A 23,968-nucleotide genomic window follows, 5' to 3' on the forward strand; every position below is an offset into this window, starting at 1 on the left:
GTGAAGGCTGGGGAACATTCCTCTATTCAGACACGAAGAATCGTGATTAGAATTTCGTGTATGGCCACCAACAGAATTATTCTGTTCATCCTTGAGGTAATTCTGTTCACTTCCGAGTTTATTCTGTTCACTTCCGAGGTAATTCTGTTCACTTCTGAGATTATTCTGTTCACTTCTGAGATTATTCTGTTCACTTCTGAGATTATTCTGTTCACTTCCGAGGTTATTCTGTTCACTTCTGAGATTATTCTGTTCACTTCTAAAAATCCCTCCAGTATAGAGACAGGAAAGATTTTTCAAGCAGAATCACTTTTGTCTTTTGTGTAGAAGAATCGTGAAATGACAACCCCAGTTGCACCGACAATTACGAATAGAATAGCACGTACGACAATGGATACATTCGGCAAGTCAATGAAAATCAATTTTCCGAGGGATAAGAAGATCAATATGATCCCTACGATCCGGACTGCCTGATTGTTCCGGATAACGCCATAAGCGATTCCACATACCGCGTAGACGATCCAACATATGGTCATCGTCAGGAATTGGGTGTTGATGGATTCATACTTCGTGAACACATAGCTTAATTGACTGATATACGCCAGGAGAGCGATAGCCGTCGAACCGAATAATAGTCTCCTTGACTCGTTCGGTACGACCTTATTTTCCCTTTTTGAAAGGTACGTCAACAACCATAATGTAGTGACAAGAATCGTCCAACTGTACATCGGAGCTGAGTTCAGTTGTTCAATTTGAACGGTTATCGTATGTAATAATCCGATGATATAAACAAAGGTACCGCTCCAAAGCTGCGGTTTCAGTTTATTCGTCAACCCGATATAGATGGCTGCTGTACCTTGAAGCAACAATACAATTCCAAGTTCATGTCCTGTAAATACCTCCATGTAATAAAACAACAAACTTAGGAGAAGAATTGGAAAAACAACTGTACTTGTATCAGCGATCTTTTTGAACTGGACATAGCCGTAAACGATCGCATATACTAGGGTGATTCCAAGCAGGACCATAACACATTTGCTTTGGTCGAACCCTTGATACATGAACCCGATTGTCGCGAGAAAACTGATAAACAAGACAGACTGCTGAACTTTCGGGTACACTATGCAACGCAGAAATGCACTTAATAAAAACAAATGCTGTAAAAGCATACCATAACTCAGTATTTCAAGATCGCCTTTTGCGGTTGGATATACCGGCAGAATCACAAACAAATTATAAAGCATGAGTACGACAGGCAAGAGAATCATGGCGACAACATGCAATTTCGCATACTTCTTCCATAATGCGAATCCAAGCATGATGATCGAAAAGATCCCCTCATAGCTCACGAAAAACCATGTGTTTGCCGTATCACTGTTTAACAAGAAAGGTATGAAGTAACCGCCGATTGTTGCAAGCACAGCGAGAACCTCAGATCGATGCCTGATCGCATAGATGATTCCAAGTCCAGTCCAAATAAGGTTCATGCAGAATGCGAAACCCAGTCCAATGAATCCATACAAGACATGGGAGGCGAATGTCGATACAACAAAAACAGTTACGGATCCACCTAAAAGCACCTGTCCTAGTGCCTTCCTATCCTTCCTTATCTGAAATTCACCCAAGAAAATCAAAGCAATCCCTGCAACGAACCCAATGGCACAACGTACACCTTCATTTATTATTCCGACTTCCGAAGCGGCTTTGAACCCCCAGATGAATCCTAACAGCAGTACAAAAATGAATATTCTCGGCAGCCAGATTTGACCGATAATCCGTTCCCAATCAACCGGTTCTTTAGGCGGTTCCCATGGTGGAATATCTTCACCAGCCATCCGGGAGTTTTCTGCGGGCTGTGCTTTCCATGTATCACCAGGAATTGGTTTGACTTCGATTTGACGATCATATGCATTGTTTTTCTGCATTTTTTCAAATTGTAGCTCGAGTTTACTTACACGTTCTTCTAATTCTTTTATTCTTTGTTCCCCAGACATCTGCTCACCTTCAATTCTGTAAAAATCCCTGAACTTTCCAACTTTCATCTATTTCCACAAATTGTATGATTCCTCCTCTTTTTTATTACGGTAATTTTTTATCCATTCTGAAGTCATTGCAATACAAAAAGGAAAGATGTATCATTAGGATAGCAAACGATGCAAACGATTGCACTAATAAAGACAGTAGATAAAGAATACGTGCTGGTAATAGAGGAGAGAAATGTAAATGGCTAAAAAATGGTGGAAAGAAAGCGTCGTGTATCAGATCTATCCACGAAGTTTTAAAGACAGCAATGGCGATGGGATCGGCGACATTCAAGGTGTGATTTCAGAGTTGGATTACCTGAGAGATCTCGGTATCGATGTCATCTGGATATCCCCGATCTATCAATCTCCTAACGCTGATAACGGTTATGATATAAGCGATTACAAGGCTATCATGGATGAATTCGGCACGATGGACGATTTTGATCGCTTGTTGGCAGAAACCCATAAACATGGAATGAAGTTGATCATGGACCTGGTCGTCAACCATACTTCGGATGAGCATGCCTGGTTCATCGAATCCCGCAAATCCAAAGATAATCCTTATCGGGATTACTATATTTGGCGCCCTGGTAAAAATGGCCGGGAACCAAACAATTGGGAATCGATTTTCGGCGGGTCTGCATGGAAATATGACGAAAAGACAGATGAGTATTACATGCATATATTCGATGTGAAGCAGCCCGATCTGAACTGGGAGAATCCGAAAGTACGTGAAGAAGTGTATGAAATGATCAGTTGGTGGCTGGATAAAGGGATTGATGGATTCAGAGTCGATGCGATCAGTCATATAAAAAAAGTTCCTGACTTCCCGGATATGCCGAACCCGGAAGGTAAAAAATATGTTCCTTCCTTCGAAGGTCATATGAACCGGGAAGGAATCGATGTTTTCTTGAAAGAATTGAAGCGAAAGACATTTGATCGATACGATATCATGACTGTAGGCGAAGCGAATGGTGTCAATATTGACGATGCTGAGGATTGGGTCAGTGAAGAAAAAGGGTACTTCGATATGATCTTCCAATTTGAACATATGGGGCTCTGGGGGAAAGGAACCGATACCTCGTTCGACCTGATCAATTTTAAAAGGATCTTGACTGAGTGGCAAAAGGGATTGGAAGACCGCGGATGGAATGCACTGTATCTGGAAAATCACGATCAGACACGGTCGGTATCCCGTTTCGGTGACGATCAAAACTTCCATAAGGAGTCTGCAAAGGCATTGGCTACCTGTTACTTCCTAATGCACGGGACACCATATATCTATCAAGGACAAGAAATCGGGATGACCAATGTGAAGTTCCCTTCTATTGAGTATTACAATGATGTCGGGATGTTGAACTTTTATGAAGGAGGGATCCAAGAAGGAAGAACCCAAGAGGAATTGATGGAAGTCATCTGGACGCAGGGCCGTGATAACTCCCGCACGCCAATGCAGTGGAATGACCACGAGTTTGCAGGTTTTTCAGCCTCGAAACCATGGATGGGCGTCAATCCTAACTATAAAAAAATCAATGTTCAAGCCCAGCTGAATGATCCTGAATCGATTTTGGCCTATTATAAGAAATTAATCTGTCTCCGCAAAGAAAACGAAGTGCTCGTTTATGGCAACTATGATTTGTTGCTTCCGGAGCATCCGCAACTATACGTATATACCCGTACCTATGGGAAACAGACTACTCTGATCATAACCAATTTATGCAGGAATGAAGCAGAATTCGATTTTAACGAGATAGAGGCTGGGTCTAACAAAGAACTAGTTCTTACCAACTACAGTGAAATCGATGAAAGCTATCATGTTGTATCGTTGAAGCCTTACGAAGCACGAGTTTATCTGTATTAATGTAAAAAAGGGGGCTGTCCAGAGTGTTTGACCCTCATCGTTCTTAACAACATTTTGAGAAAGCATGGTTTTGGCGTAAAATGCTGTATTGGTGGTATCTGAGACGATTGTTTTGGGGCAGCACTCTTTATTTCCTTATTGATTCCGGCTTCCAAACAGATGGAATTTCATTTAGTAACTGCCAAATGATAAATTCCTCCGTTATTCACGCCGTTTTCCTTATGACCGATTAGTTTCCAGCTGTAGGAATGCATATCACGCTCGAGCTCAGTCATTTCGTCAATTCCTTTCGCCATCGTCCGATCTTCCTACCATCCAACTCACCATCACTGTATTTTTCAAAGCCTTGCCTCTCCCAAAAAAGAATGCCAGGTATATTTTTTTCTAATACCGCTAGTCGAATTTCGTCATGCCCATAGCTTTTCAATTTCTTTTCTAAAACATCGTAAACCGGTGTTGCTAAACCTTTCCCATGAAAGTTTCCATGTAGGACGAACAATCCAATCCAGGGCATTCCATCTTTTTTATTCTTAGGCAAATAATCGATGAGCCCAACAATATTTTCTTCATATTGGATAAACCATCGATTTGATCCTAATTTTTCACTTTCGTCATGTTCTTTTATAATATCTGCCTCTTCCAACTTTATTTTATCGGCTGCCCAAAGGTTATATTGCTGGTTCGAGTTCATGATTTCAAGTTCTATTTTCATCATGGTTCTTGTATTTGGTATTAGTTTGATCATCTTTCATTCCCCTAATCATTTGTAGCCTTATCATTTGTTTCATACTTTTTAAACGGCCCTTCCGCTTTTCTCCTGGCTTTTTTTATGATACCCAGGTACTCTCATCCTAATTTATCATCCTTATGCTTTTTACATGTAAAAATGGAATTGTTCTACTAACATGTTATGGATCGTGAAGAACAAAATAAGTATGTCTTTCGTTCACTTTAGTAAGGGAGGTATTTACAAAATGAACAGAAGAAATGTTAACTGGTTGCCTGTAATCGCGTCTGTAGGTATTGGTGCTGCTGCTTATAGCATGATGACTGGACAGGCTGGTCAACTGCAGAACGTCATCCCTGGTTTATCCAACATGGGTGGCATGGGCGGTAACACACAAGCCAACCAAGCAACGAACCAAATGCAATAAAGATACTGAAGTACTGGCTCGAATCGGGCCAGTACTTTTTTGGTTTCCATAGGTATTTCAATGGCGTTTTCAACTGTTTTGCAAAATTCATCGATTGTTTTACAACTTAGTAAAATAGACCTGCACGTAAAACCACCCGACACTGCGGGCGATTTAAGCAAGATGACATTCAAGCCCCATCGGACCCCATTCGGATTCGAACACAAAACCTGATTCTGGATGAAAATCCAAAGTCAGTTCCTCATCCAAATTCCTTTTTGTGAAGTGATCGATATAGAACTCGAGTCCTTCTGCACGAATGACTGAATCACTTTTCCTTGAATCGTCTTCAATCAGCTTGAACTTTATCATCGTCCCGCACCCACCTTGCATTTCAGCATCGATACGCAGGATTTTATCTGTTGCCAGCTTCAACCTTTTCAGTTCGTGGAGCGCCATTTCCGTTATTTTGAGGTGCATCTTCATTTCCTCCTCCCAGCTGATTCGATAAAACCGGATTTTGAGAACAACCGCTCTTTCACCTTTGACCAGTCGGTGTGATCGCCAAGCCACCTAATGCCGTCTCTTTCAAAGTTCACGGCATGCTTCTACCTATATCATACATCGTATCAATCACTTCGTCACATGGTATCCGGCTTTCTACACCAGCCTGCTGAAGAAAAGGCAATGGATGTCCCGACCACATTCCGTTTGATGCAAGGTACTTCAACCAATCCAGCAACTGGGTCACGGTCGAGTCCGAGCAGGGATTTTATAGCCATAGCTGTTGCATGGACCGCTTGGCGCTGCGAACCACCTTTCAGCTCGACGATCGTACCTGCAGCCATTGCCGTAGCTGATCCTACTTCTGCCTGGCAGACGCCTGCAGCTCCTGATATGAACGATCGATTAGCGATGATATAGCCGTGCATACTGGCTGTAAACAATCCCTTCAAGCTCTACTTCTATGTTTTTATGAAGGGAAAACAATACACCTGGTAAAATTCCTACCGGTTGGTGTAGCAACGATCACTTCCATCCGGGCATTACTTTCAGATGTCGCCATCGAGCAAGCCAACGCATCGCTGATGATCGAACCAGACAGGACATCCCCAGCTTCAATATACGCCTTCATTTTCACTGCATCACCGCCTGAGATTTCACTCGGTGCTTCGGATGCGTCATTCAAACCTTCTGTTACTGCATGCTGCATTTTGATCAAGCGTTCCTTCGTCCTATCGAAAATCTATTGCTTGGATCTACCTGATTTTATTTGCTCCTGAGCGATCATCGCTTCTGCAATCGTCTTATGTTCACGTTCACAAAAATCAATCAAGGCTGCTGTTGATTGGATATCCATACCTCTCACCTCCTAACATCCCATATACGGACCAAATCATCATGACTGCTGATGGACAAATCGACTTTTACATCATTGATCCGAAAAATTTTGGCAACCCGCCTCCAATTGAAGCACCACCGACGACCATTTTCCGGGATCCGAGTTTCACCTTTAGGATGGCAACATTGGGATGATTGAACTCATTGTTGTTTTTTTAAATATAAAATCGTTTGTTGCCGTATGATTCTTTCTAAAAAAGAGAAAAACACCCACAAAAGGGTGTTTTTATATGTATGGCTGGGCTAGCTGGATTCGAACCAGCGCATGACGGAGTCAAAGTCCGTTGCCTTACCGCTTGGCTATAGCCCAATAACGATGAACACATCTTCTATTATTGATTATTATTTTAAAAAATATGCTAAAAAATTTCAAGAAATTTAAGGGTGAATGAGAGGCATACGTATGGGTAAATTAACCTAGAGGTGATGGCTTATGAAATGGATCGATGAGATATATGATACGTTTAAATACCACTTTTCAGCTGATGAAGAGGATATGTATCCGATTGTCTATGGATTGCTTGAAACGAAATCGCGCGAAGAGATTTTCAAGCAATTGGAAGAACTATGTGATGCGGAGTTGAACGAAATGGTTACTTTATTTATACTTGATCAACTTCAGAAGAAATTAGCTGAAGAAGGAATCGGCCGTGTAACCCTTGGACAAGATTACACAGACGATTATATTCAATAGAGTCATTCAAACCTGTTCATATTCCTCTTCCATTTTGAAATGTTTTTTAAATCTCTCATACAAAACGGACAAGCCTATACCGAATAGTGCTGAGGCAAAAGACTGATATCCTTTTAATAGCAAGTCCACTATAAGCACGGAAAGGAAGAAAATATAGAATGAAGCATAAACTCCGAACTTCATTTTCGTCTGGATAAGTTTCTTCCATTCGTTGATAAGTTCAAAAAAGATGATGAGTCCTACGAGGATCCGTTCCAAAGCCAGGTCCTCAGGATGATCGATTCCGATTGGCGTCATTAACCATTGTAAAGTCAAAAGTATAAATACGATATTCCAATTGATGTACTTTTTGATACTACGTTCCTGCCTTCCTTCTTACTTGATTGTTTCCTTTTTCACCAGGCCATAGCCCAACGCTTCCAAAGCTTGTTGTAAGGTCGAGTAGATATTCAGATTGTAAAGGTCAATTCCCAGGTTTACAGCGGTTATCGCTACCGCTGAACGGATCCCTGTTATTACTGCTTTAACCCCCAAAAGCTTCAGTATCGTGACCAACTGGAAGATATGGTGCGCTACCATCGTATCGACGATTGTCACACCAGATAAATCAATGATCAATCGATCCAGTTTCAAATCCTGACATCTTTCCAGCGCTTTTTCCTGTATCATCTTTGCACGTCTTGTATCGATATCACCGATCATCGGCAGAACTGCTACACCACTAAAAAGAGGTACGACTGGGACGGATAATTCCAGTAATGTGTCTTGATACCTTTGTGCGATTTGCAGATTGTATTCCACATAGCTTTTGCTGTAACCAAATACAGCTTGATCCAATACATGATCCAATCCGTTTGCAACCTTAATGATATCTTCCGCGCTGAGTCTTTCCTTTTCTACAATTTCAGCAATGAACATCCAAAGGGCTTTTCGATAATATTGTGTATTTTGCAGTGCTTCAGTTATCGGGACATCTTTTATGACCGCTTCTTTTCCTTTTTCGCTTCCCCAACTGACAATTTCGTTAAAACCTGCAGGATCATCGTTTTTCAGGGTGGCACCGATCATTTCAATCAAGTCTAATGCCCTTTCTTTCATTGCATCTTCATTCAAGAAATCGTTATCCACATCGACCGCCTCTGACCGGAGCTGGGCTATTTGGTCAGCGATCCTCTGTTTATTTTCTAATATGCTCTCAGCAACAAAAACGACTCTGTGTATCTGTCCTGTTCGATCCATCTGCTCTTAACCCCTTTATGAAAATTATTTCGCTAATTGATTCTCCAAAAATAAACAAAATACCTGCAAGCATGATAATTGTTCACACAAATAAGAAGGAATTCTTAAGATTATTTGGAATGTATCAGTATGACATTTTTCAGGAGGTGAGGTAGATGGAATCTATTTCCACATTCTACTTAGAAGAAGTGAAGTCGAATATCAAAGGATTGAAAACGCAAGGGGAGCGTGTATTTTTGCAATTGTCAACTGAAGAGCTATTCTGGACTCCAAATACGGAATCCAATAGCATTGCAATCATCGTCAAACATTTGAGCGGGAACATGGTTTCGAGATGGACAGATTTTTTGACAACAGATGGCGAGAAACCTGACCGTCATCGTGATACGGAGTTCATTGATGACATGGAAACAAAAGAAGAATTAATGGCTATATGGGAAAAGGGATGGGATGTATTTTTGAAAACCATTGATTCCCTAAGTGAAGAAGATATGATGAAGACAGTCTATATCCGAAAGGAACCGTTGAATGTTCTTAGTTCTATCCAAAGACAAATTACACATTACTCTTCCCATATCGGCCAAATCATTTACATCGGAAAACAACTGAAAGGCAGCAACTGGGACACACTAAGCATCCCAAGAGGCAAATCAGATCAGTACATGCCGTAAGTGTACCAGGCACTATTCCAAACTACTTGATCCGCCTACCTTCCTGATCGGTGCCTGGCACTTTTTCCGCTGATAGAATGAGGCATAAAGGGATTCTCTTACGCCGTTCGTACTCTTCCACCGTGTTGAACCGATGGCGTTCCGGGGTTCCTTCTTTCAGGTTTATGAGCATGAACCCAGCGTCTAGCAATTCTTGTACATAGCGTTCCGTGGTCCGGTGATATTTTGTCACCGGTTGATTGATCCAGGGCTCGATCCGCTCTCCGACATCGAAATAATCATCCACAATCCAATCAGCCCTCAGCTTTCCTTGAGCACTCTTAATTGAAGCCGTAATGATAGGGTGTTGAACACTGAATACAAACTTCCCATCCTCCTTCAATAAATGATGGATCTTTTGGAATAGCGTTGAGAGATCAGCCAAATAATGAAGGACGAACCGAGAAATAATGAGATCATATTTCATGATCCCAACCTCCAAAACATTTAAATCCATTTGCTCCAACGTTGCATTCATATCCTTCAAATTTCCTTCTGCCAGTTCTATCATTCTTACTGATCCATCAATGCCATGGTAACTTGATGCACCTCCAGCAAACAGTTCGACCCCAGTCTGACCATCACCGCAACCTAAATCAAGCACATCTTTTCCTTCAACATTTCCGAGCAAGGGCATCAATGCAGGCCCTTCCATGACATTGTTCGGGCTTTCTGCTCGATGCCGCCGCTCTTGATAACTACGAAAGAAATCATCCTCATTGTAATACGTATATCCACCCATGGTTAATCCCTGCCTTCTTTAACATCTATCAGAAAAATTCGCTTAGAAAATGCACCACGTAATTCAGCTTTTCTTTTTCGCACTGACTCTAGTGATTCACTAGAATATCCTCGGGCTTTTGCCAACGCATAGATCACCTCCAACAGATCAGCCAATTCTTCAAGTTCAGACTCTCCCTCTTTTGCTTCTCTATATTCTTGAAACTCCTCCAGGGCTTTTTCTTCAAGAGCTTGTATGTATTCTTTCTACTCCAAAATTCGGATCTCATAACGGTCGCCATCCGCTTCAATTATTTCTGGAATACGATCCCGAACCAATTTATTGTAACTTTGCATTTCCATTGCTCCTTTTATAAACTAATTCCATAAAAAACACCACCTCAATGGAAGCAATGCATGATCTATTGTAATTCTTCAAAAGGATAAAAAACTTCAGACCCGTCTTTTAAAACACACTCAATTGTTCTGCTTTAAAACTCATTTCGCTACTTAACATAGGAAGATACCAGTAGGAGGAATCTATTTTTACTCTTACTTCATGAGACCCTTCCAGAAATTTGATCTGTTTGATTTTGGCAGGGTTCGCATAACCGTATAAATGTCCATTTCCATCAACAGAAATTACACTGAGGTTATCTAATCTGAAAACCGTGTCCTTATCTCGATTTTTCACTGTAGGACTACTGGCTCCTCTCAACCTCCAGCCGAGGACCCCTTTTTGAATAGGATTCACCCTTGATCATGTCCCCTGTATCCTGGAGGACTAGCTTAGCATCCTTGGAAACGTACACCACTTCCATGATGGATGTTCTTTCCTTTTATCGCTTTATCGATTGAGGAGTTTTGATAGTAGGTAAAAGACCAAATCAGAACCATACTAATGAACGAAATTATTATAAGACGTTTCAACCACTTATTTTCCATTGTCTGGTACTCTTTCATCAGCAGGATATTCGATGATATCGTTCTCGTTCTCGTTCTCGTTTTCCTTTTCCAATTTCTCGATTATATTCAATTGAACAGGCTTTCCGTGGTCCAGCTTTTCTTTCGAATAAGTATAGATATCTTCATATAAATCAGGAGTGGTTTGCACACTCTTATAAAAAACTTTTCCGATCCCATTTTTAAACATCACCACGCCCATCTGCCCATCCTGCAGCATTGGAATCCCATACATCTCATAAGCCGTATCCGTTTCCACCATCACCTCTATGGATTTTTCATCTTTATGAAGTTCTACCACTTCTTCTGAAGTCATCCTTTTAACATTTACGTTTTTTAAAAATTGATAAAACTCTTTGATCTTTTCCCGGTCAGTAATTATTCCAGTAGATTCACCCCCGATGTTGATAGAAAATGATGTGATATCACTTCCATCTAGTAAGTCTTTAAAGTGTTGTTCAGTTTCAGGTTCTTTCGAACAACCTACTATTAAAACCATACAAATAAAAAGAAAAACATATTTTAAAATAACCGACCACCCTCTTCGAACATTTCTGATTTATAAAATGTTTGAGAATAACGCCTTTGGATGATTCTGTTTCAGTCTTTTCGATCACCGGATTTTCTTTTTTGCAAATTGTCCTCCCCTTTTATCAAAGCTATTACCCTTTATATCTCGTATCCAGAATCATTTTCTATATTATACCATTTCGAATGAATACTATCAGAAATTTTCCAATTCACCGCCTCTTCTCTAACACCTTTCATCGAACTATGATAATATTTTCCTAGAGGAGGGATTTTAAGATGAAATCATTTGAGGAAAAGTTGGATCAATATGCTGAACTCGTGGTCAAAACCGGACTGAATATACAAGAAGGACAACGGTTGTTGATTCTTTCCCCGATTGAAGCAAAAGAGTTTACGCGTAAAGTTACAAAGCATGCTTATGATAATGGCTGCAAGCGTGTATATGTTGACTGGAAGGATACCGAGACCAGCCGATTACACTTTGAAGGAGCCTCTGAGGAGACGTTGAAGGATGATCTGCCGCAGTGGGAAATCGATAAATATAATAGTTTTGCAGAAAACAATGACTGTTTGTTAAACATTACGGGGGATGATCCGAATGCATACAAGGGAGTCCCGCCAGAACGTATAATGTGGGTACAGAAAAACCGGGGTGAAAGGCTTCATTCATTCTCAAAAGCTCAGCTGAACGGGGATATACACTGGGCGATCGCTGGTGTGCCTACTTCCGGATGGGCAAAGAGCGTGTTCCCGGATAAAAGTGAGAAACAAGCGATCGAGGCGCTTTGGGATGCAATTTTCAAAACGGTCCGTATCGATCAGGATGATCCGGTCGCAGCCTGGGAGGAACATGGAAAAGCTCTTTCTGAGAAAGTGGATTACTTGAATGAGAAGCGATTCAAGACGCTGCATTACCGATCAGAAGGAACTGACCTGACAATTGACCTTCATCCGGATCATCTATGGATCGGCGGGGGCCATGAATCGACTTTCAATACGTCTTACATACCGAACCTTCCGACTGAAGAAGTTTTCACAACACCACATAAAAATGGTGTAAATGGGACCGTCTCAAGTAAAAAGCCACTATCGGCAATGGGGAATATCATCGATGATTTCAGCCTCACTTTTGAAGACGGAAAAGTCGTGGATTTCAGTGCAGAAACAGGTTATGACACGTTGAAACAGTTGCTTGAAATTGATGAGGGCATGAAATTCTTAGGTGAGGTTGCTTTAGTACCATACGACTCGCCGATATCCAACAGCGGGATCATTTTCAACAACACCTTATATGATGAAAATGCCTCCTGTCACCTTGCTGTCGGGACTGCCATCACTATGTCAGTCAAAGATGTCAGTAAGCTTTCCAAAGAAGAGTTGGAAGATCGAGGTGTCAACCAAAGTCGAGGACATACCGACTTTATGATCGGTTCTGCTGACTTGGATATTGTCGCAGAAACCAATGACGGACAAAAGATCCAACTGTTCAAAGACGGAAACTGGGCCATTTAAAGTGATAAAGAAGGGACTGACTAAGACGATGTTTTGCTTCCTAAAGGAAGCTTCCATCTTACCTAGTCTAGTCCCGTTTTATTATGCAAAATCAAATATTTCCACGTGGAGATCTTGATTGACCTTAATGATTTTCCCTTTCCCCTCCGTCCCTTGTTTAGCCTTATGGTGACAGTTCTGACAGTATGAATAAGCCATGTTCGGGGGAAACCCCGCCTTCAGAATATCTTCCACCGATTGAACACTATAACAATTAGAACATTGAAAGTTCCAGTATCTTTTTTCTCTCCCATATAAATGAATTCCATGCAACTCCCATTCTTGAACTGAATACTTTTGCATTGCCACTTAACACCTTCCTCTACTCTACAATCTATTTAGGTATCAAATGTAGTAGAACATTACCAAAGGCTTGATTTAATTAAAGGTTAAATCACTTTTATGAACCATATATGAAGAATCCTATAACTTTCATTAACGTTTGAATGATTTACATTCTCGACACAGTTAACGTTCATTCTGCTACGAGGGTTACGCCAGTCATTTTTCCGGCTGGAGTTGGTACAAAGCTCTCTTTAGAAAATTAAAAACAAAGCACGATTATCCAAGAGAAAAGACAGCTGCGTTTTAGCAGCTGTCATGATTGATTCTTGCTATGATTTCCCTTCACCCCTTACCGACTTATCTTACTTATATGTACCGATGTTTTTCATTAAAGTTCCGTCAGGAGAGGGTCCTGTCTTGATCTTGTGTAAATGTGTAGGCACCTGTTGATTCGAGAGCAACTAAATGATCGGGGTTGACTGGATTTGATTTCGGATACTGCACCAAAAACTGTTGATTGACGAGATGGCGATATTGTGCCGCCCTGTTGACCTTTGACTCCATCACTGCTTTGGTCGCGTGAACTGGAACCGTTTTGTGATTCGTCAACACAACCTTGCAATGTTCCGAGTCAACTCGAATGATTTCCTTCACATGGCTATGGGCGATCCAAATACATGACTCACTCTTCGATGATTGTGTCGGAAAGAAAAAGATCCCAGAACGATTGCACACCATGATCGGGACCATCCTGCTGAACTTGGTGACATGGATTGCACCGTCTACTCTTCCTTGTAAACTGGAACCATAATACAAGCAGCTGTCCTTCATGATATCAATCGGCTTCCGTTTCAAAACCAATTCACGCTCTGCTTCAATTACAAGTGAATAAAGATTTCCAAAACCATCAAAATGCGGTAAGATCACCATCGTATGCCCATTGATCAAATAAACTTCGTCTTTCATTTTCCCCATGATAAATCCCCCCAAAAAATGATTATGTTTGAAGGTCTAAGGTGCAAAGCACGGTTTACACTATAATCCCCTTTCCTCTTAGTTAGGATTATAGTACCATATAATGTAAATAAATTATATAGTTTTTTGAATTTTATATATAATTCTAATATTTTATACAATTTCATCATGTTATTCGTTATTTCTCTTAAATGAAAAGCCGTTTATGAAAGGTTGATATCAGAGAAATTCGCAATACTCCTGCCCGAAATCGATCCGAACTTCGTAAAAATGACAAAGCCAATAAAAAAGAACCGATGCCTGGCGGGCATGATTCTTATTCAAAGGCTGTTTTCTGCACAAATGACCTGCGTGACGAAGCAGGTCGCTTCCTTTTTTCTTGATGTCTAGCTCAGCGACCAGTCACTTCCGCTTTTCTTTCGTATATTTCTAAATTCTAATACAACCATCTATACGAAGGCATCCTATTTAAAAGATGCAGATGTTCCACTAGGTCAGATAATCTTCCTGCAAAATGCTCATAATGTAGGAATCTTGCCATGCTCCTTGGTAAAACCTTGTTTCCCGAAGATGGCCTTCAATCTGAAAACCGATCCGTTTATACATCCCTATCGCATGTTCGTTTTCAGCGAAGACCCTCAGGGATAGACGGTGCATGTTCATTTCCTTGAACACATATTCCATCAACAGTCCCATCGCTTCAGGACCAACGCCTTTTCCACGATACCCATCTTCATAAATGGCAATATAACATTCAGCGTTTTTGTGGTAATGATTGATATTGAACAATCCTGTATAACCGATCGGCTTCTCATCTTTCAGATGCTCAATGATGTAATTCTTCCGGTTATCGGCATGCAACATTCCCCTTAAACTCTCTTCAACTTCATCGATCGAAAGCATATCAATGAAAGGATTGACAAGTGGAGCAATCTTCATATCATTTTGCCATTTATGGTATATAGATGTATCTTCCATTGTCATTTTACGCAGTGAGACTTTTTCCCCTTTAAACAACATATTACCAACCTCTTCTCTTTTCATAATACTTTTGTCACATATATCATTCGATCCCAACCCCATAAACCCTTCATTGAAATCCTTCAGTATAAAATGTCGAAAAATATTTCTTTTGGCCCCCTTAAAAAGATATATACAAGATCTTGAAATTGCATTATCATTATATCGTTATAATATATTTGAAAGCAGAAGGAGAAAGAGAGATGGAAAACTTAATATTGAAAAAAGAGTTGAGTAACCAGGAGCTTCATCTTTTAGGGTCAGAAATGGAAAAAAGAAAGAAATCTACAGCTGTAACCTGGTTGCTATGGTTATTCCTAGGCGGGCTCGGCGGACATCGCTACTTTTTAGGTAAAGTAGGTTCTGGAATTGCGATGACCCTGACATTAGGCGGTTTTGGGATATGGGCATTGATTGATGCATTTTTCATCAATGGGATGTTAAAGACAAAAAATGAAGAAATTGAAGGGATTATTCTTCAAGAAATCAAGCAAGCGGATCAGAAGGTAGCTTTATAAAATGATCAATCGTTTAGTACACGATAAAGAAAAAGGATATTTCATTTTTGCTCTCGTACTAAGTGTTGTGACCTATCTTGTACTAATTTTTTCAATTATCGGGATCTTCTACATCTTAGGAGGTCTACTAATCACGACGCTATTACATGGATTGATGGTCGGAAACATCCTCAATAACGGAGTAAGGATCACCAGCAATCAATACCCGGAAGTCTACGAAAGAACGCGTGTATTATGTGACCAAATGGGACTTGATAAAGTACCAGATGTATACGTGATGCAGTCTGATGGAATTCTGAACGCTTTCGCCACCCGTTTTTTCGGAAGGAATTTCGTCGTATTATATTCTGATATTTTCGAACTTCACCTTCGTCATAACAGCAAAGAACTTGATTTTATCATTGCGCATGAGTTGGCACATATCCAAAGAAACCACATAATGAAACAATTGGTCATATTGCCAGCACTTTGGACTCCATTTTTAGGGAATGCCTATTCACGTGCCTGTGAACACTCATGTGATCGGATTGCCGCCGTAACTGTCCGAAATGTCGAAGCGGGTATTCGCAGCCTAAGTCTATTAGCAATCGGTAAAGTATTGTTTGATGATATGAATGTCCACGATTACCTTGAGCAACACCAGAAGGAAAAAGGATTTTTTGTATGGTTCTCCCATATCATGAGCACTCATCCTCCATTACCATTACGCATAAACGAATTACAACAATTGTACGCATATCCTCAACTTTATGGATTTGATCCATCACATTTTGAAAAAATCCAAACTACAGCTTGAGTGAATAAAGCCGTTCCTGAGGAATCATTCCCTTTGAACGGCTTTTTCGATCATACTCCATAATAAGGAGATCCCTATTCCCGCACCTCCTCACTCAACTTGAATAGTTGATACAACCTCCTTCTCCTCACGCTTATTAAGCTTTTTGATCTGGGAAGCCGTAAGCCATATTAAGAAAATCGTACAGAAAAAGGCATATATCCCAAAATAATGGCCGACTTGCTGAATTTCCATGATGGCATCCCCAATGCTTCCCTCAGAAGAACCCCCATCTATCATAAAAGCGAAAAATGCCAGGAAATTGTTCAGCGCATGACAGATGATCGGTACCCAGATATTCTTCGTCTTCAAGTAAAAGATGCTTAAGAAAACGCCAAGTGTAAAATGCCCGATCATGCCACTGTTCATATGGATCAAACTGAAAATGGCCGAAGTCACAAGGATACCAGCCGTGTTTCCATATTTGAAACGGAGCTTTTGGAGGAGTGTCCCTCTAAACACCAATTCTTCAACAATCGGAGCGATTAATACGATCAGGATGAACGAAGGTATAGAGGTTTCAGAAACGAACGATCTGGTAGCGTCTCCATCCTCCAACATTTCAACTAGAAAGTCTGGCACTAAAAATGAAAACAAATAAAAAATGAAAGTTACTACGGAAAATGAAAAGGTAAGGTGGAAAATCGTGAACAGCATTTTCTTACCCAGTCCATTGGATTTACGGATCGACTTGAACAATCCCTTTACGCTCATATTATTCTTATAATATGCCCTTCTCAGCCACAGGACCGCTACGGCATAAAGCGCGAACTGAGAAAAAGTGATGAAAGAGGTTAAAGAGCCACCCATGTCCATGAGCGATAAAAAGACTCCACCAAAAGCAAGGATACCTATAGCAATGGCATACCATGTTATCAGATAGCGGAATTTTATATGTAGAAATTTATTTTCCATAGAAGATACTCCATTTCCGTAAATGCGACCTCAGTCAATGACCGGATTTCCGACTCTTTCTACAGAAATAGTAAGATAAAGCAGTGATAGGATTCCTATTCTGCCCCTGATTATGGATGAAGATAGATGAAAGTGAAGACTTCACTGATTATCAACACCACTATCAACAACCACATCCAATAGTGCAAAAAGAACTTTTTCATAAATACAACTCCTGGATTTTATGATGTTATACGTTTTATAACCACCTGAAGTTTCATCGAATTACTCCTACTTTAAATTTCTTTACCTTTATCAGAATGCCTTTTCACTTTTTCACAACCCGGTTCATAAGAAAAAGACTGTCCCATAAGTGTCTGACTCCCACCGTTCGTGTAGTTTTAATGCAAAATGTTGTGTGGTGGTGTCTGGCATTGGGACAGCCCATCATATCAATTCGTTTATTTCATCCCTTTTCCTTTGGTGAGATGGCAAGGAACCCCTTTCCCGACCGCTCCGGGCTTTGACATCCTCTCCATGTAATCGATCCCTCTTGCGCATTGTGTTTTGCAGGCTATGCAGGTCTCACTCGTCACCATTTTCATTGTGTGCTCATATTTATTTACACTCGATTCGTATCTTGAGGCTTTTTTGGTCGTTTTCTTTGCTGGTTTCTTGGCCATGCTTGAGTCCTCCTCATAAAACGTTCTTACATATTATGAAGGAGAACTGGCACCTGCCACCAACATCAATCAAAAAGTAAGCCGATAAACATAATGAATGTCAACACGACAGACAATGAAGCACTGAAGAAAACCGTAAGAATACTCCGGAAGGCTGCTTTCCAATTATCGATTGAAAACATTCCGATCACACCCAATAAGAACGCCAACAGGGACAAAGCAAGTGTAAGCTGATGACCGATTGAAGGCTGGATGATTTGAACGACAAACGATTGAGTAAAAAAAAGACCAACAGAGAGGAACATAATCAAAAAAGACCAGATATTCAATGTTTTACTCATAGTTCTCCCCTTTACAGATTTGTTTAGTAACGTTTTCTCGAATTTCGCTATGGTTCCTCTAACAATCGATAGTAAAATTGCGACATGGCAATACGTAAAAAAGACAAAAAAAGAAAGACCTCAGCAGCAGGTCTCATAATGGTTTAGCATTCTCATGTTATCGCCTTCAAAATCAAAATTGTGACAGTAATGATCCCAATCGTATACATCCCGAACTGAAGCATCAACCCAATCGCCTTCTCAGGTTCCATTCCCATATCCCCTTTCGATTTTGACCTGTTTGGTCTTACGTTGTCACAACTTTGTCTCTCTATTACATAGGATGGCAAAATCGGGCTTGTCTCAAACGGATTTTTTAAAAAAATCAAATTTTCCTGGAATAATGCCCCATTGTAATATTTCTATTTTATGGAAAATAAACTGTTATAGATAAGGAGGGGAGCCGATGTTGCAACGTACTGTATTATCTTCTGAACGAGTAGTACCTTCCTATCCGGATGGTATGCTTGAAATTATCCAAAAAGGATTGCCAAAAACGGCCAACCCTAAGAGGATCATCATCCTGGGAGCCGGGATGGCCGGCCTCGTCGCGGGCTCCCTTTTAAAGGCAGCAGGACATCAAGTCGTCATTTTAGAGGGAAATGATCGTGTCGGCGGTCGTGTCTACACTTTAAGGAAGCCTTTTTCAAGCGGGAATTATCTTGATGTCGGTGCCATGCGGATACCAAGAACACACCTGCTCGTAATGGAATATATCAAACTTTTACAGCTCCCAGTGAACACCTTCATCAACAGTACACCGAACGATGTTATTTTTGTAAATAATGTTAAAACAAAACGAAGCATTTATGAACAATTCCCCAATATTTTAAAGTTTCCTGTGTCACCTGAAAATAAGGACAAGACTGCCATGGAAATTTTCTTGGAAGCTGTACAGCCATTTTTCGATTTATATAATGAGGCTTCACCTGAAGAACGAGAGCAACTAAAAATAGAATATGACGAGTATTCTTTCGGGACTTTTTTGAGGGATAATCCTCTCGGACCATCGTTAGGGGATGCAGAAATAAGGATGATCCAGGTCATGCTTGGGATCGAAGGTTTTCCAGAGCTTTCATTCATAGACATCATAACTGACATTGTCACAAACCTATACACTGGGGATTTAGAGTATGTAGAAATACCTGGTGGAAACGATCGTTTACCATGGTCCTTCATGCAACAACTTGGCAGCGACATTTTTTTCAATCAAACAGTGGAACAAATCCATCAAGCTTCTGATCGTATAACAGTGTCAACCATGAACTTCAAAAACGGACAAAGGCAACAGATCACTGGTGATTATGTGATCACCACTATTCCCTACCCGGTGTTCCAATTCGTCAACGTTGAGCCTTACAACTCATTATCTTTTAAAAAGAGGCAATTGATACATGAACTCCATTCTGTTCCCTCAACAAAGATAGGATTGGAATTCAAACGAAAATTTTGGGAAGCTGAAAAGCTATTAGGAGGAAACCTTACAACCGATCTGCCACTCCAATTCGCTTATTATCCAAGCCATGGAATAGGCCAGCCTGGACCGGGGGTCATGTTAGGAAGTTATACATGGGGAGATAACGCCAGTTTATGGGATTCCCTTCCAGAAGGAAGACGAATATATGAATCACTCCAGATGTTGTCATATGTCCACGGGCCTGTTGTTTTTGAACAGTTTCTTACTGGGGCTTCCTTCAGCTGGGGCTTGAATCCATTTTCCGGTGGCTGTTTTACAATGTTCAAACCCAATCAATTCACAGAATTCCGTGATGTAATGACGCGCCCGGAAGGAAGGATCCATTTTGCAGGAGAACATACTTCTTCCTTTCACGGGTGGATTGAAGGAGCGATTGAATCCGGTATTCGAGCTGCAGCTGAAGTAAATAATTTGACCCTTTCAGGATGAAAGCCTTCTTTATACCGTCAAGAACGGTAAGCAATAGCATAATCCCCTTGTTTCTTTGTTAGATTTCCTTTGGGAGACTCCAAAGATAATAGTATGAAGAATAGAGTTTTGTATCAACAATCAACTCGTTGTTTCCTTTTTCAAAAATTAACCCTGATCCTGCCTGCTCCTCATATGACCATCCTTTAGCTTCCAACACTTCCTTCACGACTTGGTACCGGTTCTCCCTGTTGTTTTTGGATATGTATTTCTTCTTCATTTCCGTTTCAGTATACTGGATGTACCCTTCGTCCGTTTTCTCTAGTTTCATGATCGCTGTCAGTAGTGGAGCTGGGTTCCCTTCTTGAAAAAGAATAGGTGCAGCATAAAGCAGCAGGAATACTATTGACAAAATACCAATACTTAACGAGAGTAAAAGCTTTCTCATTTTTTATTCCTGGACAAGTGCTTTATCTTTCAAAAAAGCTTCGACTTGGTTTATATGATGGTGATCGTGTTCATTCATCCTTTCGATATATTTCTCAATCGTTACCGAGTTATTTCCGATTTTCAATGGTACGTGATACCGTTGATCAGGAAGGCTATGAATGAATAGGCAAATCTCTTTCCGGGATTGGATGAACATCGAAATGAGCTCCTCTCTACGTACTCCTGATTTGGCAAAATCAGAAGCATTCTTGTTCATATCCTCAACATTGGCTTTTTTGAAGTCGTCACTTTCTAATTTTAATAGTCTCTCATTAAAAATAAAACGGTCCCAGAAATAAAAGTGGCTGATGATTTCACCGATCGACCATTTCCCCTCAGCAATAGGTTTAAGCCATCGTTCATCTGGGGTTGTCCGTAAAGAGCTTACCCATTCACACTTTTCCTCGAAAGTTAATAGCCATTGTGGACTTTTATCCAAATTTACCGCCTCCTTTTAGTAAAACACCTACTTATCATCTTATCAGATACTTACATATATTGTATATTGGTAGATAGATTAAGATTAGGAGAATACAAATGAACAATTCCTGGAACAAAATCATCTACAAAGCGTGGTCCCCTGTCTATGAATCTATATTTAATACGGGTAGATTTCGTACCGCACGTTTGAAGATCTTCAAAGATGCTCTTTTTCCGGACGGTGCGACTGTCCTTTTTACCGGAATAGGTACAGGGGCTGACTTAGCGTATATCGACCATGGAAATTTGGAAATCACAGCGGTCGACTATTCAAAAGATATGTTGAAGAAAGCTAAGGCAAAATACAATGATACCTCGATTCGATTTTTAGAAATGGACGCACAGCATCTGTCTTTTGAAGATGCATCCTTCGATTTTGTTGTTGCAAGTTTGATCTTATCAGTCGTACCGAACCCTGATGCTTGTTTTAAAGAAATGGAACGTGTGCTCAAAGAAGACGGTCAGTTGATCATATTTGATAAATTTACGCCTGGTAAAGGAAAATTATCATTTAGGAAAAGATTGATCAGGCCAGTTATATCAGTGTTAGGAACAGATATCGGGATCGATTTTGAAGAGTTGTACCGCAAAAACAACCATTCGATGACCAAAATGGAAGATTCACCTGTCATGATGAACGGGATGTACCGGAAAATCGTGTTGAAGAAAGGTTGATGAGTAGGACAAAATGATAATTGCACGGTTTTCAAGAATAATTGCGCGAAAATTAAAATAATTGCACCGCTTGTGAAATTCATTGCTCGGCAACCACTATAATTGCACTTCTTTGAAGTTTTTAACACTACAGAACTCATAATTGCATCACAATCCATCATCAAAAGAACCACCTCCCCGCTCATCTGGAAGGTGGTCTAGTGTTCGCTTTATTTTTCAATCAACTGGAACAAGGCAAGTCCGTTGTCCACTTTTCCAAATTCGGAGGCGTGCGGGCGATCATCACCCTCTGCATATCCATAATCGACCATACGGTTCCTGTTCAAGCATAGTTTGGTCAATTCCGGCTTGAAGAAGTCGAATAGTTTGAACCGCTCCTCCAGCTCAGGAAATTTTGCCTGATAATCCTTGATCGATCGAGCTAGAAGTCCCCAGAAGGTTCGTTCATTCATCAATCCGCTACGGTCTAGCACATTGGATAAGTAGCGCAAGTGACAGATGAATAATCCTGTAAAAATGAATTGCGTCAAGCCTTCCGGCGGTTCACTCCGTAAGACAGCCTTCAAATCATCCGTCAGACCAGAAAGCTCCTCAAAAGGCTGGTCACTGATATTTACATCATCGACGAAATCCTTGACCGCCAGCCTGTACGGCTTATGATTTTTCAGTACAAGGATCGTATTTTGCCCGTGCGGTGAAAATACGGTGCCATATTGGTACAAGTAGTGGAGCAGCGGGTTCATGACGATCCCGAAGAAGTCCTTCATCCATTCTTCAGCTGTCAAACCAGATTGCTCGACCAAACTGTGGATAAAAGGTTTTCCATTTTTATCGACATGATTGAGTGCAGCCAATGTAACCGCCTGCTCTCCTTCTTCCAGATACGTGTAGATGCTTTCACGCCAGATGACACCAAGCATTTCCAGGTATTGATAAGGTGCATGCTTCAACTGCTCGTACTGAGGATGGGCATAATTAATACTCGCGATCTCTCCTGGTAAGATCACTCTGCATTCCTCTTTTAAAAATGGATCGTTTTCATAGATCCCCTTGATGAACGCGGTGATACGAGGGGCGATCAAGGTTCGTTCCGATGGAAGTCCGCGATAGACGAGCGTGTTGAGGATACTCATCGGTACTTTCACATGATTCTTTGTCTTATCTGTCTGATTGGCGAAAGTTCGGATCGATTGCTGCGGCAGGTAACGATCATCCCCTTCACCAAGTGCGATAATCCGGTCCATTGCAAGGTCTTCCGGAAACGTCTGGATGATGACATTCTTCCATTGCCATTCATGGATCGGCATGAAGAAATAATCCGCCCTCTTCAATCCCTTTTCCGCTAAAACAGCTTCAAAGCGAGAAACTTCTGTCTCGTCCAATTCGTCTTCGATGACTTTTTCAAAAGTAAGCCCTTCGACAGATTGGAAGCTTGCATTATCTTTATGGACAGCAATCCATAACAGCTTCACCTCTTGTTGATTTTCAGGGGCGAACGCAAGATAATCATCATAACCAAAGCCGATCCGTCCTTTGTTATATGTAATCCACGGATGCCCGCTCATCTCCCCTTCAATTTTGCTGTAATCTTCATGGATCAATTCATCGGCTGGATTGGAATCCTTCATGAGCAAGTGTGCATCCGCAAGCAACGTATGGTTCAGTTCCTTGATCAGATGGCCTGCCGTTTCAGCAGACATTCCGATCATCGGTTGGATATCAAGTAAAAGTTCAATTGCGCTTTTTGCTTTCACCCAATTTCCCTCTACCGAAACTTCAACTGTATGGGGTTCAACATCCAAGCTGTCGAACAGACGAGGTTTCGCTGTGAATCGGTACTTCTTACCATCAGAAACCATCAGCTCGTACACCTTTCCATTCTCGCTTTCCCCTGTGACTTCAGGGTGAATCATCCCTTCATACTTATATTCTGCAAGCATTTTTGCAAGCAGCTTCTGATTGGCCACAAGCCAAACCTCTTCGTTCAAGACATGATCTACTTCCTTGCTATATAACATGTTA

The 23,968-nt window shown here is 40.9% G+C and carries 27 protein-coding genes, 1 tRNA gene and 2 pseudogenes; 9 read left to right on the forward strand and 21 right to left on the reverse strand.

The window, feature by feature from the left end; genetic code table 11:
- Positions 1-296 precede the first annotated feature (296 nt).
- Positions 297-2,042, reverse strand: a complete 1,746-nt coding sequence (locus tag L1611_RS06280; RefSeq protein ID WP_236312250.1) for a DUF2339 domain-containing protein — start codon at positions 2,040-2,042, stop codon at positions 297-299.
- 181 nt (positions 2,043-2,223) lie between these two features.
- Here L1611_RS06280 and L1611_RS06285 point away from each other — a divergent pair, with 181 nt between their 5' ends.
- Positions 2,224-3,885, forward strand: a complete 1,662-nt coding sequence (locus L1611_RS06285; RefSeq protein ID WP_236312251.1) for an alpha-glucosidase — start codon at positions 2,224-2,226, stop codon at positions 3,883-3,885.
- Positions 3,886-4,156: 271 nt separating this feature from the next.
- Here L1611_RS06285 and L1611_RS06290 read toward each other — a convergent pair whose 3' ends face one another.
- Complete coding sequence (locus tag L1611_RS06290; protein ID WP_236312252.1) at positions 4,157-4,630, reverse strand: GNAT family N-acetyltransferase; 474 nt, start codon at positions 4,628-4,630, stop codon at positions 4,157-4,159.
- A 229-nt stretch (positions 4,631-4,859) separates the two neighbouring features.
- Between L1611_RS06290 and L1611_RS06295 the strand changes: the two genes are divergently transcribed.
- Positions 4,860-5,039, forward strand: a complete 180-nt coding sequence (locus L1611_RS06295; RefSeq protein WP_225065776.1) for a hypothetical protein — start codon at positions 4,860-4,862, stop codon at positions 5,037-5,039.
- Positions 5,040-5,192: 153 nt separating this feature from the next.
- On the opposite strand, the gene L1611_RS06300 is transcribed toward L1611_RS06295, so the two are convergent.
- The 3 genes and pseudogenes from L1611_RS06300 to L1611_RS06310 form a co-directional block, all read right to left on the reverse strand.
- Positions 5,193-5,498, reverse strand: a complete 306-nt coding sequence (locus L1611_RS06300) for an iron-sulfur cluster biosynthesis family protein (protein ID WP_236312253.1) — start codon at positions 5,496-5,498, stop codon at positions 5,193-5,195.
- A 118-nt stretch (positions 5,499-5,616) separates the two neighbouring features.
- Positions 5,617-6,378: pseudogene (locus tag L1611_RS20910) on the reverse strand (L-serine ammonia-lyase, iron-sulfur-dependent, subunit alpha); the annotation flags it as partial.
- Between the two features lie 276 nt (positions 6,379-6,654).
- A tRNA-Gln gene (locus tag L1611_RS06310) sits at positions 6,655-6,729 on the reverse strand.
- A 123-nt stretch (positions 6,730-6,852) separates the two neighbouring features.
- Between L1611_RS06310 and L1611_RS06315 the strand changes: the two genes are divergently transcribed.
- A complete protein-coding gene (locus L1611_RS06315) occupies positions 6,853-7,113 on the forward strand; it encodes a DUF6154 family protein (RefSeq protein ID WP_236312254.1) in 261 nt (86 codons plus the stop codon).
- 6 nt (positions 7,114-7,119) lie between these two features.
- Here L1611_RS06315 and L1611_RS06320 read toward each other — a convergent pair whose 3' ends face one another.
- Complete coding sequence (locus L1611_RS06320; protein ID WP_236312255.1) at positions 7,120-7,428, reverse strand: hypothetical protein; 309 nt, start codon at positions 7,426-7,428, stop codon at positions 7,120-7,122.
- Positions 7,429-7,488: 60 nt separating this feature from the next.
- The gene (locus L1611_RS06325) at positions 7,489-8,352 is read right to left on the reverse strand and encodes an STAS domain-containing protein (RefSeq protein ID WP_236312256.1); all 864 of its coding nucleotides are present in this window, start codon (positions 8,350-8,352) and stop codon (positions 7,489-7,491) included.
- Between the two features lie 155 nt (positions 8,353-8,507).
- On the opposite strand from L1611_RS06325, the gene L1611_RS06330 reads away from it, so the two are divergent.
- On the forward strand, positions 8,508-9,023 hold the full coding sequence (locus tag L1611_RS06330) for a DUF1572 family protein (RefSeq protein WP_236312257.1): 516 nt from the start codon (positions 8,508-8,510) through the stop codon (positions 9,021-9,023).
- Between the two features lie 22 nt (positions 9,024-9,045).
- Here L1611_RS06330 and L1611_RS06335 read toward each other — a convergent pair whose 3' ends face one another.
- The 4 genes and pseudogenes from L1611_RS06335 to L1611_RS06350 form a co-directional block, all read right to left on the reverse strand.
- Positions 9,046-9,804 (reverse strand): class I SAM-dependent DNA methyltransferase, encoded by a 759-nt coding sequence (locus L1611_RS06335; protein WP_236312258.1) that lies wholly within the window; start codon positions 9,802-9,804, stop codon positions 9,046-9,048.
- Between the two features lie 2 nt (positions 9,805-9,806).
- A pseudogene (locus L1611_RS06340) lies at positions 9,807-10,139 on the reverse strand (nucleoside triphosphate pyrophosphohydrolase).
- A gap of 109 nt (positions 10,140-10,248) precedes the next feature.
- Positions 10,249-10,536 carry a hypothetical protein gene (locus L1611_RS06345; protein WP_236312259.1) on the reverse strand — a complete coding sequence of 96 codons (288 nt, stop codon included), beginning with the start codon at positions 10,534-10,536 and terminating at the stop codon, positions 10,249-10,251.
- Between the two features lie 180 nt (positions 10,537-10,716).
- Positions 10,717-11,244, reverse strand: a complete 528-nt coding sequence (locus L1611_RS06350) for a hypothetical protein (protein ID WP_236312260.1) — start codon at positions 11,242-11,244, stop codon at positions 10,717-10,719.
- Between the two features lie 308 nt (positions 11,245-11,552).
- Between L1611_RS06350 and L1611_RS06355 the strand changes: the two genes are divergently transcribed.
- Entirely contained in the window at positions 11,553-12,788 is a 1,236-nt protein-coding gene (locus L1611_RS06355; protein WP_236312261.1) for an aminopeptidase, read from the forward strand.
- A gap of 81 nt (positions 12,789-12,869) precedes the next feature.
- Here L1611_RS06355 and L1611_RS20915 read toward each other — a convergent pair whose 3' ends face one another.
- The 3 genes from L1611_RS20915 to L1611_RS06365 all read right to left on the reverse strand — a co-directional run bounded on the left by L1611_RS20915 (position 12,870) and on the right by L1611_RS06365 (position 15,107).
- Entirely contained in the window at positions 12,870-13,130 is a 261-nt protein-coding gene (locus tag L1611_RS20915) for a VVA0879 family protein (protein ID WP_407681708.1), read from the reverse strand.
- A gap of 381 nt (positions 13,131-13,511) precedes the next feature.
- Complete coding sequence (locus tag L1611_RS06360) at positions 13,512-14,087, reverse strand: competence protein ComK (protein ID WP_236312262.1); 576 nt, start codon at positions 14,085-14,087, stop codon at positions 13,512-13,514.
- A 489-nt stretch (positions 14,088-14,576) separates the two neighbouring features.
- Positions 14,577-15,107 carry a GNAT family N-acetyltransferase gene (locus tag L1611_RS06365; RefSeq protein ID WP_236312263.1) on the reverse strand — a complete coding sequence of 177 codons (531 nt, stop codon included), beginning with the start codon at positions 15,105-15,107 and terminating at the stop codon, positions 14,577-14,579.
- Positions 15,108-15,310: 203 nt separating this feature from the next.
- On the opposite strand from L1611_RS06365, the gene L1611_RS06370 reads away from it, so the two are divergent.
- Together L1611_RS06370 and L1611_RS06375 are read left to right on the forward strand one after the other, a co-directional pair.
- Positions 15,311-15,625 (forward strand): TM2 domain-containing protein, encoded by a 315-nt coding sequence (locus L1611_RS06370; protein ID WP_225065762.1) that lies wholly within the window; start codon positions 15,311-15,313, stop codon positions 15,623-15,625.
- A gap of 1 nt (position 15,626) precedes the next feature.
- Entirely contained in the window at positions 15,627-16,421 is a 795-nt protein-coding gene (locus L1611_RS06375; RefSeq protein WP_236312264.1) for a M48 family metallopeptidase, read from the forward strand.
- A gap of 90 nt (positions 16,422-16,511) precedes the next feature.
- Here the strand turns inward: L1611_RS06375 and L1611_RS06380 are convergent, their stop codons facing one another.
- The 4 genes from L1611_RS06380 to L1611_RS06395 all read right to left on the reverse strand — a co-directional run bounded on the left by L1611_RS06380 (position 16,512) and on the right by L1611_RS06395 (position 18,629).
- Positions 16,512-17,375, reverse strand: a complete 864-nt coding sequence (locus L1611_RS06380) for a CPBP family intramembrane glutamic endopeptidase (RefSeq protein WP_236312265.1) — start codon at positions 17,373-17,375, stop codon at positions 16,512-16,514.
- Positions 17,376-17,815: 440 nt separating this feature from the next.
- Entirely contained in the window at positions 17,816-18,037 is a 222-nt protein-coding gene (locus L1611_RS06385; protein ID WP_236312266.1) for a hypothetical protein, read from the reverse strand.
- 65 nt (positions 18,038-18,102) lie between these two features.
- Complete coding sequence (locus L1611_RS06390; RefSeq protein WP_236312267.1) at positions 18,103-18,378, reverse strand: hypothetical protein; 276 nt, start codon at positions 18,376-18,378, stop codon at positions 18,103-18,105.
- Between the two features lie 152 nt (positions 18,379-18,530).
- Complete coding sequence (locus L1611_RS06395) at positions 18,531-18,629, reverse strand: putative holin-like toxin (RefSeq protein WP_225065756.1); 99 nt, start codon at positions 18,627-18,629, stop codon at positions 18,531-18,533.
- A gap of 194 nt (positions 18,630-18,823) precedes the next feature.
- Here L1611_RS06395 and L1611_RS06400 point away from each other — a divergent pair, with 194 nt between their 5' ends.
- Positions 18,824-20,323 carry a flavin monoamine oxidase family protein gene (locus L1611_RS06400; protein WP_236312268.1) on the forward strand — a complete coding sequence of 500 codons (1,500 nt, stop codon included), beginning with the start codon at positions 18,824-18,826 and terminating at the stop codon, positions 20,321-20,323.
- 58 nt (positions 20,324-20,381) lie between these two features.
- Here L1611_RS06400 and L1611_RS06405 read toward each other — a convergent pair whose 3' ends face one another.
- Together L1611_RS06405 and L1611_RS06410 are read right to left on the reverse strand one after the other, a co-directional pair.
- Positions 20,382-20,750, reverse strand: a complete 369-nt coding sequence (locus tag L1611_RS06405; protein WP_236312269.1) for a hypothetical protein — start codon at positions 20,748-20,750, stop codon at positions 20,382-20,384.
- Between the two features lie 3 nt (positions 20,751-20,753).
- Positions 20,754-21,230 (reverse strand): DinB family protein, encoded by a 477-nt coding sequence (locus L1611_RS06410; RefSeq protein ID WP_236312270.1) that lies wholly within the window; start codon positions 21,228-21,230, stop codon positions 20,754-20,756.
- 98 nt (positions 21,231-21,328) lie between these two features.
- Here L1611_RS06410 and L1611_RS06415 point away from each other — a divergent pair, with 98 nt between their 5' ends.
- A complete protein-coding gene (locus L1611_RS06415) occupies positions 21,329-21,946 on the forward strand; it encodes a class I SAM-dependent methyltransferase (RefSeq protein WP_236312271.1) in 618 nt (205 codons plus the stop codon).
- A 209-nt stretch (positions 21,947-22,155) separates the two neighbouring features.
- Here L1611_RS06415 and L1611_RS06420 read toward each other — a convergent pair whose 3' ends face one another.
- Positions 22,156-23,964, reverse strand: coding sequence for an IucA/IucC family protein (locus L1611_RS06420; protein ID WP_236312272.1), 1,809 nt, complete (start codon positions 23,962-23,964; stop codon positions 22,156-22,158).
- Positions 23,965-23,968: the final 4 nt, after the last annotated feature.

The sequence above is a fragment of the Pseudalkalibacillus salsuginis genome, from assembly GCF_021646685.1.
Classification (GTDB): Bacteria; Bacillota; Bacilli; order Bacillales; family Fictibacillaceae; genus Pseudalkalibacillus; species Pseudalkalibacillus salsuginis.

Bases quoted from the DNA above. Each gene is read 5' to 3' on its own strand.
- L1611_RS06280 (WP_236312250.1), bottom strand. From the start codon at position 2,042: ATGAAAGTTGGAAAGTTCAGGGATTTTTACAGAATTGAAGGTGAGCAG.
- L1611_RS06285 (WP_236312251.1), top strand. From the start codon at position 2,224: ATGGCTAAAAAATGGTGGAAAGAAAGCGTCGTGTATCAGATCTATCCA.
- L1611_RS06290 (WP_236312252.1), bottom strand. From the start codon at position 4,630: ATGATCAAACTAATACCAAATACAAGAACCATGATGAAAATAGAACTT.
- L1611_RS06295 (WP_225065776.1), top strand. From the start codon at position 4,860: ATGAACAGAAGAAATGTTAACTGGTTGCCTGTAATCGCGTCTGTAGGT.
- L1611_RS06300 (WP_236312253.1), bottom strand. From the start codon at position 5,498: ATGCACCTCAAAATAACGGAAATGGCGCTCCACGAACTGAAAAGGTTG.
- L1611_RS06315 (WP_236312254.1), top strand. From the start codon at position 6,853: ATGAAATGGATCGATGAGATATATGATACGTTTAAATACCACTTTTCA.
- L1611_RS06325 (WP_236312256.1), bottom strand. From the start codon at position 8,352: ATGGATCGAACAGGACAGATACACAGAGTCGTTTTTGTTGCTGAGAGC.
- L1611_RS06330 (WP_236312257.1), top strand. From the start codon at position 8,508: ATGGAATCTATTTCCACATTCTACTTAGAAGAAGTGAAGTCGAATATC.
- L1611_RS06335 (WP_236312258.1), bottom strand. From the start codon at position 9,804: ATGGGTGGATATACGTATTACAATGAGGATGATTTCTTTCGTAGTTAT.
- L1611_RS06350 (WP_236312260.1), bottom strand. From the start codon at position 11,244: ATGGTTTTAATAGTAGGTTGTTCGAAAGAACCTGAAACTGAACAACAC.
- L1611_RS06355 (WP_236312261.1), top strand. From the start codon at position 11,553: ATGAAATCATTTGAGGAAAAGTTGGATCAATATGCTGAACTCGTGGTC.
- L1611_RS20915 (WP_407681708.1), bottom strand. From the start codon at position 13,130: ATGCAAAAGTATTCAGTTCAAGAATGGGAGTTGCATGGAATTCATTTA.
- L1611_RS06360 (WP_236312262.1), bottom strand. From the start codon at position 14,087: ATGGGGAAAATGAAAGACGAAGTTTATTTGATCAATGGGCATACGATG.
- L1611_RS06365 (WP_236312263.1), bottom strand. From the start codon at position 15,107: ATGTTGTTTAAAGGGGAAAAAGTCTCACTGCGTAAAATGACAATGGAA.
- L1611_RS06370 (WP_225065762.1), top strand. From the start codon at position 15,311: ATGGAAAACTTAATATTGAAAAAAGAGTTGAGTAACCAGGAGCTTCAT.
- L1611_RS06375 (WP_236312264.1), top strand. From the start codon at position 15,627: ATGATCAATCGTTTAGTACACGATAAAGAAAAAGGATATTTCATTTTT.
- L1611_RS06380 (WP_236312265.1), bottom strand. From the start codon at position 17,375: ATGGAAAATAAATTTCTACATATAAAATTCCGCTATCTGATAACATGG.
- L1611_RS06385 (WP_236312266.1), bottom strand. From the start codon at position 18,037: ATGGCCAAGAAACCAGCAAAGAAAACGACCAAAAAAGCCTCAAGATAC.
- L1611_RS06390 (WP_236312267.1), bottom strand. From the start codon at position 18,378: ATGAGTAAAACATTGAATATCTGGTCTTTTTTGATTATGTTCCTCTCT.
- L1611_RS06395 (WP_225065756.1), bottom strand. From the start codon at position 18,629: ATGGAACCTGAGAAGGCGATTGGGTTGATGCTTCAGTTCGGGATGTAT.
- L1611_RS06400 (WP_236312268.1), top strand. From the start codon at position 18,824: ATGTTGCAACGTACTGTATTATCTTCTGAACGAGTAGTACCTTCCTAT.
- L1611_RS06405 (WP_236312269.1), bottom strand. From the start codon at position 20,750: ATGAGAAAGCTTTTACTCTCGTTAAGTATTGGTATTTTGTCAATAGTA.
- L1611_RS06415 (WP_236312271.1), top strand. From the start codon at position 21,329: ATGAACAATTCCTGGAACAAAATCATCTACAAAGCGTGGTCCCCTGTC.
- L1611_RS06420 (WP_236312272.1), bottom strand. From the start codon at position 23,964: ATGTTATATAGCAAGGAAGTAGATCATGTCTTGAACGAAGAGGTTTGG.